A 15,246-nucleotide genomic window follows, 5' to 3' on the forward strand; every position below is an offset into this window, starting at 1 on the left:
CCCGACCTCCCCACGCGTCGAACCGGGGCAATAGTGCCTCGATCCGACGAATGGGGCTGCCAGGGCCCAGACTCATTTATCGCAGAACTCAGTTACCGCTTGAGTTCAGCGCTTCGGTCAGTGCAGCTTCCACTTCACTGGCGCTTACGCGCAACGGCTTGTCAGCATCACGGCGGCGCTTGCGCTCGCTGTGGTAAGCCAAACCGGTACCTGCCGGGATCAGACGACCCACAACTACGTTTTCTTTCAGGCCGCGCAGGTAATCGCGCTTGCCGGTTACCGCTGCTTCGGTCAGTACGCGAGTGGTCTCCTGGAAGGAGGCCGCCGAGATGAACGACTCAGTGGACAACGACGCCTTGGTGATACCCAGCAGAACACGAGTGAACTTGGAGACAAACTTGTCATCCGCGCCCAGACGCTCGTTCTCTACCAATACGTGAGTCAGTTCCATCTGGTCGCCCTTGATGAAACTCGAATCGCCGGATTCAGCGATTTCAACTTTACGCAGCATCTGACGCAGGATGGTCTCGATGTGCTTATCGTTGATCTTCACGCCTTGCAGACGGTAAACGTCCTGGATCTCGTTAACGATGTACTTGGCCAGCGCACTCACACCCAGCAGACGCAGGATGTCATGTGGATCGCTCGGGCCGTCGGAGATAACTTCGCCGCGGTTTACCTGTTCGCCTTCGAAGACGTTCAGGTGACGCCACTTCGGAATCAGCTCTTCATACGGATCGCTACCGTCGTTCGGGGTAATGACCAGACGGCGCTTGCCCTTGGTCTCTTTACCGAACGCGATGGTGCCGCTGACTTCAGCCAGAATCGACGCTTCTTTCGGACGACGAGCTTCGAACAAGTCGGCAACACGCGGCAGACCACCGGTGATGTCACGGGTCTTCGAAGTTTCTTGCGGGATACGCGCGATAACATCACCGATCGCGATCTTCGCACCGTCCGCTACACCGACCAGGGCGTTGGCTGGCAGGAAGTACTGAGCGATTACGTCAGTGCCTGGCAGCAACAGATCCTTGCCGTTGTCATCGACCATCTTCACGGCAGGACGGATGTCTTTACCGGCAGCTGGACGATCTTTCGCGTCGAGTACTTCAATGTTGGTCATACCGGTCAATTCGTCAGTCTGACGCTTGATCGTGATGCCTTCTTCCATGCCCACGTAGGTCACGGTACCTTTCATTTCGGTAACGATTGGGTGAGTGTGCGGATCCCACTTGGCCACGATTGCGCCAGCGTCGACCTTGTCACCTTCTTTAACCGAAATCACAGCACCGTACGGCAGCTTGTAGCGCTCACGCTCACGACCGTAGTCATCAGCGATTGCCAGCTCACCGGAACGGGACACAGCAACCAGGCAACCGTCCACTCGCTCAACGTGTTTCAGGTTGTGCAGACGGACAGTACCGCCATTCTTCACCTGAACGCTGTCGGCTGCGGAGGTCCGGCTTGCCGCACCACCGATGTGGAACGTACGCATGGTCAGCTGGGTACCCGGCTCACCGATGGACTGGGCAGCGATAACGCCGACCGCTTCACCGATGTTCACCTGGTGACCACGAGCCAAGTCACGGCCGTAGCACTTGGCGCAAATGCCATAGCGGGTTTCGCAGCTGATCGGCGAGCGAACAATCACTTCGTCGATGCTGTTGAGTTCGATGAACTCGACCCACTTTTCGTCTACCAACGTGCCCGCAGGAACAATGATTTCTTCAGTGCCAGGCTTGAATACGTCACGGGCGATTACTCGACCCAGTACGCGCTCACCCAACGGCTCAACCACGTCGCCGCCTTCGATGTGCGGAGTCATCAGCAGACCGTGTTCGGTACCGCAGTCAACTTCAGTCACAACCAAGTCTTGCGCAACGTCCACCAGACGACGCGTCAGGTAACCGGAGTTAGCGGTTTTCAACGCGGTATCCGCCAGACCTTTACGAGCACCGTGAGTGGAGATGAAGTACTGAAGTACGCTCAAACCTTCACGGAAGTTCGCAGTAATCGGCGTTTCGATGATGGAACCGTCCGGCTTGGCCATCAGGCCACGCATACCGGCGAGCTGACGGATCTGCGCAGCAGAACCCCGTGCGCCCGAGTCGGCCATCATGTACATCGAGTTGAACGACTCTTGATCGACTTCTACGCCATGACGGTCGATAACCTTCTCTTTCGAGAGGTTAGCCATCATTGCCTTCGACACTTCGTCGTTGGCCTTGGACCAAAGGTCGATCACTTTGTTGTACTTCTCGCCCTGGGTTACCAGGCCGGAGGCGTACTGGCTTTCGATTTCTTTCACTTCATCAGTAGCAGCACCGATGATCTGAGCTTTTTCATCCGGGATAACGAAGTCGTTAACACCGATGGAAACGCCTGAAATGGTCGAATAAGCGAAGCCGGTGTACATCAACTGGTCAGCGAAGATCACGGTCTCTTTCAAACCAACCACGCGGTAGCACTGGTTGATCAGCTTGGAGATCGCCTTTTTCTTCATCGGCAGGTTGACGACGTCGTACGACAGACCTTTTGGCACAACTTGATACAGCAGCGCACGGCCGACAGTAGTGTCGACGATACGGGTGCCGCTCACGCTGCCGCCGTCACGGTCATTGACCGTTTCGTTGATCCGCACTTTAACCTTGGCGTGCAGTGCGGCTTCGCCGGCACGGAACACACGGTCAACTTCTTGCAGGTCAGCGAATACGCGGCCTTCGCCTTTGGCGTTGATCGCTTCGCGAGTCATGTAGTACAGACCCAATACAACGTCCTGCGACGGCACGATGATTGGCTCACCGTTGGCTGGCGACAGAATGTTGTTGGTCGACATCATCAACGCACGCGCTTCCAACTGGGCTTCCAGTGTCAGCGGTACGTGCACGGCCATTTGGTCGCCGTCGAAGTCGGCGTTGTACGCAGCACAGACCAGAGGGTGCAGCTGGATAGCCTTACCTTCGATCAGTACCGGTTCAAACGCCTGGATACCCAGACGGTGAAGGGTCGGTGCACGGTTGAGGAGAACCGGGTGTTCGCGAATCACTTCAGCAAGAACGTCCCAAACCTCTGGCAGTTCGCGCTCGACCATTTTCTTGGCCGCTTTGATGGTGGTCGCGAGACCGCGCATTTCCAGCTTGCCGAAGATGAACGGCTTGAACAGCTCAAGCGCCATCTTCTTGGGCAGACCGCACTGGTGCAGACGCAGGGTCGGGCCTACGGTAATTACCGAACGACCGGAGTAGTCAACACGCTTACCGAGCAAGTTCTGACGGAAACGACCTTGCTTACCCTTGATCATGTCAGCCAAGGATTTCAGAGGACGCTTGTTCGAACCGGTGATAGCGCGGCCACGACGGCCGTTGTCGAGCAAGGCATCGACGGCTTCTTGCAACATACGCTTTTCGTTGCGCACGATGATGTCCGGAGCGGACAGATCAAGCAGGCGCTTCAAGCGGTTGTTACGGTTGATCACACGGCGGTACAGGTCGTTGAGGTCGGAAGTCGCGAAGCGACCGCCATCCAACGGTACCAGCGGACGCAAGTCTGGCGGCAGAACCGGCAGAACGGTCAGCACCATCCACTCTGGCAAGTTGCCGGAACCCTGGAAGGCTTCCATCAACTTCAGACGCTTGGACAGCTTCTTGATTTTGGTTTCGGAGTTGGTTTGCGGAATTTCTTCACGCAGACGGCCAATCTCGTGTTCCAGGTCGATAGCGTGCAGCAGTTCACGGACAGCTTCGGCACCCATGCGGGCATCAAAGTCGTCGCCGAACTCTTCCAGCGCTTCGAAGTACTGCTCGTCGTTGAGCAGCTGACCTTTTTCAAGGGTGGTCATGCCTGGATCGATAACGACGTAGCTCTCGAAGTAGAGAACACGTTCGATGTCGCGCAGGGTCATGTCCATCAGCAAGCCGATACGGGACGGCAGCGATTTCAGGAACCAGATGTGAGCAACCGGCGAAGCCAGCTCGATGTGCGCCATGCGCTCACGACGAACTTTAGCCAGCGCGACTTCAACGCCGCACTTCTCGCAGATCACACCACGGTGCTTCAAGCGCTTGTACTTACCGCACAGGCACTCGTAATCCTTTACCGGGCCAAAGATCTTGGCGCAGAACAGGCCGTCACGCTCAGGTTTGAACGTACGGTAGTTGATGGTTTCCGGCTTTTTAACTTCACCGAACGACCACGAACGGATCATCTCAGGCGATGCCAACCCAATACGGATGGCGTCGAACTCTTCGACTTGACCCTGGTTTTTCAGCAAATTCAGTAGGTCTTTCAAGGCCTTTCCTCCTGGCGGAGCAGAGAGCGGGCTAAACAGCCCCGCTCTCGATTCGCGTCACGTGTTATTCGGTTTCCAGATCGATATCGATGCCGAGGGAACGAATTTCTTTGATCAACACGTTGAAAGACTCGGGCATGCCCGGCTCCATACGGTGATCGCCGTCCACGATGTTTTTGTACATCTTGGTCCGACCGTTCACATCGTCCGACTTCACTGTGAGCATTTCTTGCAGAGTGTAAGCAGCACCGTATGCTTCCAGCGCCCAGACCTCCATCTCCCCGAAACGCTGACCACCGAACTGAGCCTTACCACCCAGCGGCTGCTGGGTAACCAGGCTGTACGAACCGGTAGAACGAGCGTGCATCTTATCGTCTACCAAGTGGTTCAGCTTCAGCATGTACATGTAGCCAACTGTAACCGGACGCTCAAACTTGTTGCCGGTACGGCCGTCGAACAACTGCATCTGGCCGCTTTCTGGCAGGTCTGCCAGTTTCAGCATGGCCTTGATTTCGCTTTCCTTGGCACCGTCGAACACCGGGGTAGCCATTGGAACGCCGCCGCGCAGGTTCTTCGCCAAATCCAGGATTTCCTGGTCGGTGAAGGTATCCAGCTCTTCGTTGCGACCGCCGATCTCGTTGTAGATCTCGTGCAGGAACTTGCGCAGGTCAGCAACCTTGCGCTGCTCTTCGATCATACGATTGATCTTCTCGCCCAGCCCTTTAGCCGCAAGGCCCAGGTGAGTTTCAAGGATCTGACCAACGTTCATACGCGAAGGTACGCCCAACGGGTTGAGGACGACGTCGACCGGGGTGCCATTGGCATCGTGCGGCATGTCTTCAACCGGCATGATCACAGAGACCACACCTTTGTTACCGTGACGACCGGCCATCTTGTCGCCCGGCTGGATGCGGCGACGGATTGCCAGGTAAACCTTGACGATTTTCAGCACGCCTGGAGCCAGGTCATCGCCCTGCTGCAGTTTGCGCTTCTTGTCTTCGAACTTGTCGTCCAGCAGACGGCGACGATCAACGATGTAGGCCTGAGCCTTCTCGAGCTGCTCGTTCAGAGCATCTTCAGCCATGCGCAGTTTGAACCACTGGCCGTGCTCAAGACCGTCAAGGACTTCGTCGGTGATGTCCTGACCTTTCTTCAGACCTGCGCCGCCTTCAGCCTTGTGGCCTACCAAAGCGGAACGCAGACGTTCGAAGGTCGCGCCTTCGACGATACGGAACTCTTCGTTCAGGTCCTTGCGGATCTCGTCGAGTTGAGTCTTCTCGATAGACAGTGCACGAGCATCACGCTCAACGCCGTCACGGGTGAAGACCTGTACGTCGATGACAGTGCCCTTGGTACCGGTAGGTACACGCAGGGAAGTGTCTTTAACGTCGCTGGCTTTTTCACCGAAGATGGCACGCAGCAGCTTCTCTTCCGGCGTCAGTTGGGTCTCGCCTTTCGGAGTGACCTTACCGACCAGAATGTCGCCTGCGCCAACTTCAGCACCTACGTAAACGATACCGGCTTCGTCCAGCTTGTTCAGCGCAGCTTCACCCACGTTCGGGATGTCTGCGGTGATTTCCTCTGGCCCAAGCTTGGTGTCACGTGCAACACAGGTCAGTTCCTGAATGTGGATCGTGGTGAATCGATCTTCCTGAACCACACGCTCGGACAGGCAGATGGAGTCTTCGAAGTTGTAACCGTTCCAGGCCATGAACGCGATGCGCATGTTCTGACCCAGTGCCAGCTCACCCATATCGGTGGAAGGACCATCAGCCATGATGTCGCTGCGCTGAACCCGATCACCCTTGCTCACCAGCGGACGCTGGTTGATGCAGGTGTTCTGGTTGGAGCGGGTGTATTTGGTCAGGTTGTAGATGTCGACACCGGCTTCGCCAGTTTCAACTTCGTCATCAGCAACACGCACCACGATACGGCTGGCATCAACCGAGTCGATCACGCCGCCACGGCGAGCCACGACGCAAACGCCGGAGTCACGGGCTACGTTACGCTCCATGCCGGTACCTACCAGCGGCTTGTCAGCGCGCAGGGTCGGTACAGCTTGACGCTGCATGTTGGAACCCATCAACGCACGGTTGGCGTCATCGTGTTCCAGGAACGGGATCAGCGACGCAGCGACCGAAACTACCTGCTTCGGCGATACGTCCATCAAGGTGACGTCTTCCGGCGCCTTGACGGTGAACTCGTTCAAGTGACGAACAGCTACCAGTTCGTCGATCAGGACTTTCTTGTCGTTCATCGTGGCCGAAGCCTGAGCGATCACGTGATCAGCTTCTTCGATGGCGGACAGGAACACGATCTCGTCGGTGACCAGAGCGTCTTTCACCACGCGGTACGGGCTCTCAAGGAAGCCGTACTGGTTGGTGCGCGCATATGCGGCCAGGGAGTTGATCAGACCGATGTTCGGACCTTCCGGCGTTTCGATCGGGCAAACACGACCGTAGTGCGTAGGGTGTACGTCACGAACTTCAAAGCCTGCACGCTCACGCGTCAGACCGCCCGGGCCCAGTGCAGAAACACGGCGCTTGTGGGTGATCTCGGAGAGCGGGTTGTTCTGGTCCATAAACTGCGAGAGCTGGCTGGAACCGAAGAACTCTTTCACCGCGGCAGCCACTGGCTTGGCGTTGATCAGGTCTTGCGGCATCAAGCCTTCGCTTTCAGCCATCGACAGACGCTCTTTGACCGCACGCTCTACACGTACCAGGCCAACGCGGAACTGGTTCTCGGCCATTTCGCCTACGCAGCGAACACGACGGTTACCCAGGTGGTCGATGTCATCGACGATGCCTTTACCGTTACGGATGTCGACCAGCGTCTTCAGTACCGCGACGATGTCTTCCTTGCACAACACGCCCGAACCTTCGATTTCGGTGCGACCGATACGACGGTTGAACTTCATCCGGCCGACCGCAGACAGGTCATAGCGCTCTGGGCTGAAGAACAGGTTGTTGAACAGGGTCTCGGCAGCGTCTTTGGTAGGTGGCTCGCCAGGACGCATCATGCGATAGATCTCGACCAGCGCTTCCAATTGGTTGCTGGTGGAGTCGATCTTCAGAGTGTCGGAGACGAACGGGCCGCAGTCGATGTCGTTGGTGTACAGCGTCTCGATGCGAACAACCTGAGCCTTGGCGATTTTTGCGAGGATCTCGGTGTTCAGCTCGGTGTTGCACTCAGCCAGGATTTCGCCGGTAGCCGGGTGAACGATGACCTTGGCGGTGGTGCGGCCGAGGACGTAGTCCAAAGGCACGTCCAGCGACTTGATACCGGCTTTCTCGATCTGATTGATGTGGCGCGCGGTAATACGACGACCGGCCTCAACAATCACTTTGCCGTTTTCATCCTGGATATCCAGGACGGCAATTTCACCACGCAGACGCGAAGCAATCAGCTCCAGGCTGAGGGTTTCATCCTTCAGGCTGAATACGTTGGTGGTGTAGAAAGCATCCAGCACTTGCTCAGTGGTATAGCCGAGCGCGCGCAGCAGTACCGAGGCCGGCAGCTTGCGACGACGGTCGATACGCACAAATACGCAGTCTTTCGGGTCGAACTCGAAGTCCAACCACGAACCGCGGTACGGAATGATCCGCGCGGAGTACAGCAGCTTACCGGAGCTGTGCGTCTTGCCGCGGTCGTGGTCAAAGAACACGCCCGGGGAACGGTGCAGCTGGGAAACGATAACGCGTTCGGTACCATTGATAACGAAGGTACCGTTTTCAGTCATCAACGGGATTTCGCCCATGTAGACTTCTTGCTCTTTGATGTCCTTGATCGCTTTGTTCGACGATTCTTTGTCGAAAATGATCAGACGGACTTTTACCCGCAAAGGTACGGCGTACGTAACACCGCGCAGCACGCATTCTTTGACATCAAATGCCGGTTCGCCCAGGCGATAACCGACGTACTCCAGCGCAGCATTGCCGGAGTAGCTGATGATCGGGAAAACGGATTTGAAGGCCGCATGCAGGCCCACGTCGCGGAACTGATCTTTAGTCGCTCCCGCTTGCAAGAATTCACGATACGAATCCAGCTGGATAGCCAGAAGGTACGGGACATCCATGACGTCCGGCAACTTGCTAAAGTCCTTGCGGATACGTTTTTTCTCAGTATATGAGTAAGCCATCAGCGTTCCCCAGCTTGGTCACCTGCTTGTTTGGCCCCTCCCGACGGGAACAGCCAGAAAATCTCGCAAACCCCATGGTTTGCACCACCGCATCGGGTGGCTACAGCGCGTTAGTGGCGGCGACCGAGTCGACAGCCAAGAACGGAAAAAGGCCGGTGGCAAGAGCCACCAGCCATCAGCCTTCAGCTTAACGCTTGGGCTGGAGACGCAAAGTCGATACTTATTTCAGCTCGACTTTAGCGCCTGCTTCTTCCAGAGCAGCCTTGGCTTTGTCGCCTGCGTCTTTCGACACAGCTTCCAGAACCATGCTAGGAGCAGCGTCAACTACAGCCTTGGCTTCTTTCAGGCCCAGACCGGTCAGCTCACGAACTGCCTTGATCACGTTTACTTTCTTCTCGCCGGATTCCAACAGCATAACGTTGAATTCGGTTTGCTCTTCAGCAACAGCGGCAACAGCAGCTGGGCCAGCAGAAGCAGCGGCAGCGGAAACGCCGAATTTTTCTTCGAAAGCTTTGATCAGCTCAACAACCTGCAGAACCGACATTTCAGCTACGGCGTTGAGGATATCTTCTTGGGAGATAGACATTACTGTATTTCCTGAATTGGGGGACGGCCTACGCGGCCATCGAAATAAACAAAAATACGCGAAAGGAGATGCTCAGCCTTAGGCTGCGGCAGCTTCTTTTTGCTCGCGAACTGCGGCCAGAGTACGAGCCAACTTGCTGGTAGCGCCTTGAATCACGCTCATCAGCTGAGAAATAGCTTCGTTACGGGTCGGCAGTGTTGCCAGTACGTCGATTTGGTTAGCTGCGAGGAACTTGCCCTCGAACGCAGCTGCCTTGATCTCGAACTTATCCTGACCCTTGGCGAATTCCTTGAACAAACGGGCAGCAGCGCCAGGATGGTCGGTGGAGAACGCAATCAGGGTCGGGCCTGTGAACACGTCGTTGAGAACACTGTAATCAGTGCCAGCAACAGCGCGCTTGAGCAGGGTGTTACGTACAACACGTACGTATACGCCAGCTTCACGAGCCTCTTTACGGAGTCCGGTCATAGCGCTTACTGTCACACCACGGGCATCAGCCACGACAGCGGACAGAGCAGCTTTGGCAGCCTCGTTGACTTCAGCGACGATGGCCTTCTTGTCTTCGAGATTAATTGCCACGGGTTTAACTCCTGCTTGTTACCGTTTCATCTGGCCGAAGCCGGATGTCGTTTTGGTGTCTGATTCGGTAAGGAACCGGGAGCACCATCTGCGTAGGCTTGAGGTTTAAGACTTGCGCCGCCTACGGTCTTGGATAGCCCCCGCCAGGCAGGGACCCCAATTTTTTCAATTGGCGCGATTTCTCGCACCAATGTGTGTCTTATACGTCCAGCGAGCCTTGGTCGATGACCAGACCTGGGCCCATAGTGGTGCTCAGGGTAACGCGCTTGACGTAGATACCTTTCGAGGAAGCTGGCTTGATACGCTTCAGATCAGCGATCAGGGCTTCAACGTTTTCCTTCAGCTTGACGGCATCGAAGCCGACTTTGCCAACGGAGGTGTGAATGATGCCGTTTTTGTCGGTGCGATAACGAACCTGACCAGCCTTGGCGTTTTTAACCGCGGTGGCTACGTCTGGCGTTACGGTGCCGACTTTAGGGTTAGGCATCAGGCCACGTGGACCGAGGATCTGACCCAACTGACCTACAACGCGCATTGCATCCGGGGATGCGATCACGACGTCATAGTTCAGGTCGCCGCCTTTCATTTCGGCAGCCAGGTCGTCCATACCAACGCGATCGGCGCCGGCGGCCAGAGCAGCTTCAGCTGCCGGGCCTTGGGTGAAGACAGCAACACGTACAGTCTTGCCAGTACCGTGTGGCAGCACAGTAGCGCTACGAACGACCTGGTCAGATTTACGTGGGTCAACACCCAGGTTTACAGCAACGTCAACAGACTCGCTGAACTTGACAGTCGACAGCTCGGTCAGCAAAGCAGCGGCGTCTACAAAGTTGTAGGCCTTGCCTGCTTCGATTTTGCCGGCGATAGCCTTTTGGCGCTTGGTCAGCTTAGCCATTACACACCCTCCACGTTAAGGCCCATGCTACGAGCAGAACCGGCGATGGTACGCACGGCTGCATCCATATCAGCTGCAGTCAGATCCGCGTTTTTGGTTTTCGCGATTTCTTCCAGCTGAGCACGAGTTACGGTGCCAACCTTAACGGTGTTAGGACGAGCGGAACCGCTGGTCAGACCTGCAGCCTTCTTCAACAAAACCGAAGCCGGGGTCGACTTGGTTTCGAAAGTGAAGCTACGGTCGCTGTATACAGTGATGATCACTGGAGTCGGCAGACCTGGCTCAAGACCCTGAGTACGGGCGTTGAAGGCCTTGCAGAATTCCATGATGTTCACGCCGTGCTGACCCAAAGCCGGGCCGACAGGTGGACTTGGGTTGGCCTGAGCGGCCTTCACTTGCAGCTTGATGTAAGCGGTAATCTTCTTGGCCATGAGGCACTCCAATTACGGGTTCAAGCGCCTCGAAAGGCTCCCCGGTTACTTGCGCGTTTATCCCAGTGACGACAAAACCCCACAGCCTAAGGCTGCGGGGTTGGGATGCTTTCTCAGCTAGACCTTCTCGACCTGGCTGAACTCCAACTCTACCGGAGTAGAGCGACCGAAAATGAGCACCGCCACTTGGATCCGGCTCTTTTCGTAGTTAACTTCTTCGACAGTACCGTTAAAATCAGCAAACGGACCATCTGTGACACGAACAACCTCACCCGGCTCGAACAACGTCTTCGGCTTGGGCTTGTCGCTGCCATCAGCAACGCGACGCAGAATTGCTTCTGCCTCTTTGTCAGTGATCGGAGCAGGCTTATCAGCAGTACCGCCGATGAAACCCATAACACGAGGAGTGTCCTTGACCAAGTGCCAAGTACCTTCATTCATGTCCATCTGAACCAGCACGTAGCCAGGGAAGAACTTACGTTCGCTCTTGCGCTTCTGGCCATTCCGCATTTCAACCACTTCTTCAGTGGGAACCAGAATTTCGCCGAAGCCATCTTCCATGCCTGCAAGCTTTACGCGCTCCAGCAAAGAGCGCATAACATGCTTCTCGTAACCGGAGTAAGCATGCACAACGTACCAACGCTTAGCCACGGGACACCCTTAGCCAACAATCAAGGAAACAAGCCAGCCGAGCAGGGAATCAAGCCCCCACAACAGCAACGCCATAACCAGAACAACAGCCACTACAATCAACGTGGTCTGCGTGGTTTCTTGGCGAGTCGGCCAAACGACTTTACGAATTTCGGTGCGAGCTTCCTTTACGAGAACCGCGAAAGACTTGCCTTTTGCAGTCTGCAGACCTACAAAAACAGCCACAGCAGCAAGGGCAAGCAAAGCAAGTACACGGTACAGGATCGGCGAAGCAGAGTAGTACTGATTGCCAACAACGCCTACGACCACCAACGCGACTACAGCGAGCCACTTGACCAGATCGAAACGAGAGCTTTGAGCTTCAGCCTTAGGAGTCATCTATGAAGATCCTGTGAAAAGAAAGCCAGACACACCACGTGAATCTGGCAGGTCAGGAGGGAATCGAACCCCCAACCTACGGTTTTGGAGACCGTCGCTCTGCCAATTGAGCTACTGACCTAAAACAAAATCAGGCCGACCATTATGCAGGCCTGAAAAAGACTTTACAACAACCAACCCCAATAGACACGAAATCACCCGGAAACACGACCAGGAAAAACAAATTCAAGCCGAGGCAGTCATTAAAACAAAGGCAGATATTTTCATATCTGCCTTGTTATATGGAGCTCTTGAGCGGATTTGAACCGCTGACCTCACCCTTACCAAGGGTGTGCTCTACCAACTGAGCTACAAGAGCAAAACACCATGCACAACCTGCAAACTTGGAGCGGGTAGCGGGAATCGAACCCGCATCATCAGCTTGGAAGGCTGAGGTTCTACCACTAAACTATACCCGCGGAGCTTGCAGCTCACGCTAAAAATGGTGGAGGGGGAAGGATTCGAACCTTCGAAGTCGTAGACGTCAGATTTACAGTCTGATCCCTTTGGCCGCTCGGGAACCCCTCCTAAGCGAGCCGGCATTCTACATCACGCCGACCTTCTGTCAAGCATTTTCTCATTAAAAAATATGAGGTTAGCTGCGTTGACGTTCGCCTCACCGTGGTGACCGAAAAGGTCTTCACTGCGAAGCGGGCGCCATTCTATGCAAACTATCCGAGAGTTGCAACGCCTTCGCACAACATTATTTTATGTTTTAACTCATTGAATTCCTTAGCAAGGTTTTCAAAGGACAGATCGTCAGCCAAGCGCCTGCTATCAGGCGCGACACGCAGCCAATAGCCGGATGCGTCAGGTGTATTGAGCATCTGAACCTTGACCTTTATATCCAGACTCGTAAGGCGCTGCTCCAGCGACTGCGCCTGCCGCTGATCCGCAAAGCCGCCGATGTATAAGCAGGTATTTTGCGCATCAGGGGCTTTTGCTCGATCTCGCCGTACCACAGGGTCTGACGATTCACTCAGCAATCGAATATCCTGCTGCGAGCCACGGTAGAGGCTTAGAGGAGTAACGTCTTTGGCGCGCAAGGGCGCTTCCTGGTGATGCCAGATGTAATAGAAGACGTTAAGAACAAGCAGAAGTAAAAATAACCAACGCATAAACACCTCAGGACAATGGGCACGCCATGGCCAAACCCACAAACACCAGGTCTGGAACCACGCGCGCCTGCGGCACAGCATCCGCGACCAAGTCAGCATCGCCCCCAGTGAGGAAAACAGTGAAGTCGTCTCCCCAATAGCGCCGGGCCAGCTCGAGCTGAGTCAATACAAACCCTCTAAGCATAAGCGTACAGCCACGCTCGACGGCTTCTACGGTGGTTCGACCCGGAGATAGCTGCTCCAAGGCTCGCTCGGCCGCCGCATCATCGTATCGAATCTTGCGCGTATGGGTTCGCAACTGGCTGCGCATAAGGGGCATACCCGGGCATATGAAGCCGCCAAGATGCTCACCGTCAGCAGCAATAAAATCCGCCGTCGCCGCTGTGCCGAAATCCAACACCAGGCAAGCACCCGAGGCCAACTTGAACCCGCCGAGCATTGCCAGCCAACGATCAAGCCCAAGACGCTCGAATGACTCATAGCCGTTACGCACCCCAGCCATTTCTCGGGCCGAGGCAGCGCAGGTCACGGTGACGCCAAAAGCTGCTTGCAACGCCTCAACCAATTCAGCGGTCTCTTGCGCTGCGCGAACACTCACTAAACGGCAGCGTGTCAGCACCAGGCCCGGAACGGCCGCCAGACTCTCAATCAAAGCGAGATCCGAACCTACAACGCCTTCTGCAGACGCAGCAGCCTTATCTGAATCGAGCACGCGCCACTTAATAAAGCTATTCCCACAGTCGAGCTCAAGAATCATCACGCAGCCTCAGGCTTAACTCACCACCACTGTATATCTTCTCGATACCCTCAACACTCAATCGCAAGGCTCCCTGGTGGTCGATACCCAGAACAATCCCGTCTATCTGGTGAACGCCGGCTATCAGGGATACCGCCTTGCCCTGCCACAAGTGGTTTTGCTCCCACTCCCCATGGAGCGCCGCAAACCCAAACGCTTTATGCCTATCCAGGTAATCCTTCAGGTGCAGCCCGAGCTGCGCCACCAAATAGTTTCGATCAATCGACGCACCTGTCTCGATGCCGACCGACGTCCATTGCTGATCAATCTCAGCAGCTTTCTGCATATTTACATTGATGCCTATTCCGAGCACTACGTGACAAATATCAGCAGGATCCCCTACCAACTCGAGCAAAATTCCGGCAATTTTTTTCTTCCCGACCAACACGTCATTTGGCCACTTCAGGGCCACGTCCTTCACACCCACCGCCCGTAAAGCCTGCATGACCGCCAAGCCTACAACCAGGCTAAGACCTTCCAGTTGGCGCAGACCACCTTCAATACGCAATACAAGGCTGTAATACACATTCTGCGCAAAGGGGCTCACCCACTGACGGCCGCGTCGCCCTCTGCCCGCTGTTTGCTGCTCGGCCAGCACGAGGAATGGCGCGACGCAGTCAGCCTCAACCAAGCGCAACGCTTGGGCATTGGTGGAATCAATGGAGTCTGAGATATGAACAGGCCAGCCCAAACCTGGCGCGTGCAGCGCAATTTCTTCAGCATTCAACAGCGTCAGAGGCGACGCTAACTGGTACCCACGGCCACGGACTTTATGGATGGGTAAATTCAACTCTGCCTCAAGGTGCTGGAGCTGCTTCCAAACAGCACTGCGACTGACACCCAATGCGGCACCCAGTGCTTCTCCGGAATGAAATCGGCCGTCTTTTAGAAGTTTCAACAACGTCAGCATGCAAGTATCGCCTCACAATGAGGCCCGCATGATAGCCATGCACAAGGCCATTGCATAGAAAGGCAGGGATTTAGCATTGAAGTAAGCTGCGACGCGCCTGCCTGGATTCACTTTCCGACCGCCCAAAACAAAACCCCTGTTTGCGTTAGCAAACAGGGGTTCTGGAATTTAATCTTGACGATGACCTACTCTCACATGGGGAAACCCCACACTACCATCGGCGATGCATCGTTTCACTACTGAGTTCGGGATGGGATCAGGTGGTTCCAATGCTCTATGGTCGTCAAGAAATTCGGGTACTGAGTCGTGGCCTGATGGCCTCGCTTCAGCAAATTGGGTATGTGACAGCTTTCGGTGTTTTGCGAGATCGAACTTTCGGTTCTATCGTCTTCACACACCGCAATCTGGTGCTCGTTAGAGCAAGCAAATTGCTTGGG

Annotated in this window: 11 protein-coding genes, 4 tRNA genes and 1 rRNA gene; all 16 read right to left on the minus strand. The window is 55.4% G+C overall.

Annotation, left to right across the window (positions count from 1 at the left end; translation table 11 throughout):
* Positions 1–88: 88 nt before the first annotated feature.
* Positions 89–4,288, minus strand: coding sequence for a DNA-directed RNA polymerase subunit beta' (gene rpoC / locus AO240_RS03215; protein ID WP_058414070.1), 4,200 nt, complete (start codon positions 4,286–4,288; stop codon positions 89–91).
* A gap of 64 nt (positions 4,289–4,352) precedes the next feature.
* Positions 4,353–8,426, minus strand: coding sequence for a DNA-directed RNA polymerase subunit beta (gene rpoB, locus AO240_RS03220; RefSeq protein WP_058414069.1), 4,074 nt, complete (start codon positions 8,424–8,426; stop codon positions 4,353–4,355).
* 220 nt (positions 8,427–8,646) lie between these two features.
* Positions 8,647–9,012, minus strand: a complete 366-nt coding sequence (gene rplL, locus AO240_RS03225; protein WP_058414068.1) for a 50S ribosomal protein L7/L12 — start codon at positions 9,010–9,012, stop codon at positions 8,647–8,649.
* A gap of 78 nt (positions 9,013–9,090) precedes the next feature.
* Positions 9,091–9,591 carry a 50S ribosomal protein L10 gene (gene rplJ / locus AO240_RS03230; RefSeq protein ID WP_048724894.1) on the minus strand — a complete coding sequence of 167 codons (501 nt, stop codon included), beginning with the start codon at positions 9,589–9,591 and terminating at the stop codon, positions 9,091–9,093.
* Positions 9,592–9,790: 199 nt separating this feature from the next.
* The gene (gene rplA / locus AO240_RS03235) at positions 9,791–10,486 is read right to left on the minus strand and encodes a 50S ribosomal protein L1 (protein WP_003232403.1); all 696 of its coding nucleotides are present in this window, start codon (positions 10,484–10,486) and stop codon (positions 9,791–9,793) included.
* Entirely contained in the window at positions 10,486–10,917 is a 432-nt protein-coding gene (gene rplK / locus AO240_RS03240) for a 50S ribosomal protein L11 (protein WP_003176435.1), read from the minus strand. Before rplK ends, rplA begins: the two co-directional genes overlap by 1 nt.
* A gap of 117 nt (positions 10,918–11,034) precedes the next feature.
* Complete coding sequence (gene nusG, locus AO240_RS03245; RefSeq protein WP_003176436.1) at positions 11,035–11,568, minus strand: transcription termination/antitermination protein NusG; 534 nt, start codon at positions 11,566–11,568, stop codon at positions 11,035–11,037.
* Positions 11,569–11,577: 9 nt separating this feature from the next.
* Positions 11,578–11,946 (minus strand): preprotein translocase subunit SecE, encoded by a 369-nt coding sequence (gene secE, locus AO240_RS03250; RefSeq protein ID WP_058414067.1) that lies wholly within the window; start codon positions 11,944–11,946, stop codon positions 11,578–11,580.
* A 45-nt stretch (positions 11,947–11,991) separates the two neighbouring features.
* Positions 11,992–12,067 (minus strand) — tRNA-Trp (locus tag AO240_RS03255).
* Between the two features lie 161 nt (positions 12,068–12,228).
* Positions 12,229–12,304, minus strand: a tRNA-Thr gene (locus tag AO240_RS03260).
* Between the two features lie 26 nt (positions 12,305–12,330).
* A tRNA-Gly gene (locus AO240_RS03265) sits at positions 12,331–12,404 on the minus strand.
* A 24-nt stretch (positions 12,405–12,428) separates the two neighbouring features.
* Positions 12,429–12,513: transfer RNA gene (locus AO240_RS03270), tRNA-Tyr, on the minus strand.
* A 143-nt stretch (positions 12,514–12,656) separates the two neighbouring features.
* Complete coding sequence (locus AO240_RS03275; protein WP_099235127.1) at positions 12,657–13,103, minus strand: hypothetical protein; 447 nt, start codon at positions 13,101–13,103, stop codon at positions 12,657–12,659.
* A gap of 7 nt (positions 13,104–13,110) precedes the next feature.
* On the minus strand, positions 13,111–13,860 hold the full coding sequence (locus tag AO240_RS03280; protein WP_099235128.1) for a pantothenate kinase: 750 nt from the start codon (positions 13,858–13,860) through the stop codon (positions 13,111–13,113).
* The gene (gene birA, locus AO240_RS03285) at positions 13,850–14,809 is read right to left on the minus strand and encodes a bifunctional biotin--[acetyl-CoA-carboxylase] ligase/biotin operon repressor BirA (RefSeq protein ID WP_099235129.1); all 960 of its coding nucleotides are present in this window, start codon (positions 14,807–14,809) and stop codon (positions 13,850–13,852) included. The genes AO240_RS03280 and birA overlap by 11 nt, the downstream gene beginning before the upstream one ends.
* A 172-nt stretch (positions 14,810–14,981) precedes the next feature.
* Positions 14,982–15,097 (minus strand): 5S ribosomal RNA (gene rrf, locus AO240_RS03290).
* Positions 15,098–15,246 lie beyond the last annotated feature (149 nt).

The organism is Pseudomonas sp. ICMP 460 (assembly GCF_002723595.1).
GTDB classification, from domain to species: domain Bacteria; phylum Pseudomonadota; class Gammaproteobacteria; order Pseudomonadales; family Pseudomonadaceae; genus Aquipseudomonas; species Aquipseudomonas kitaguniensis.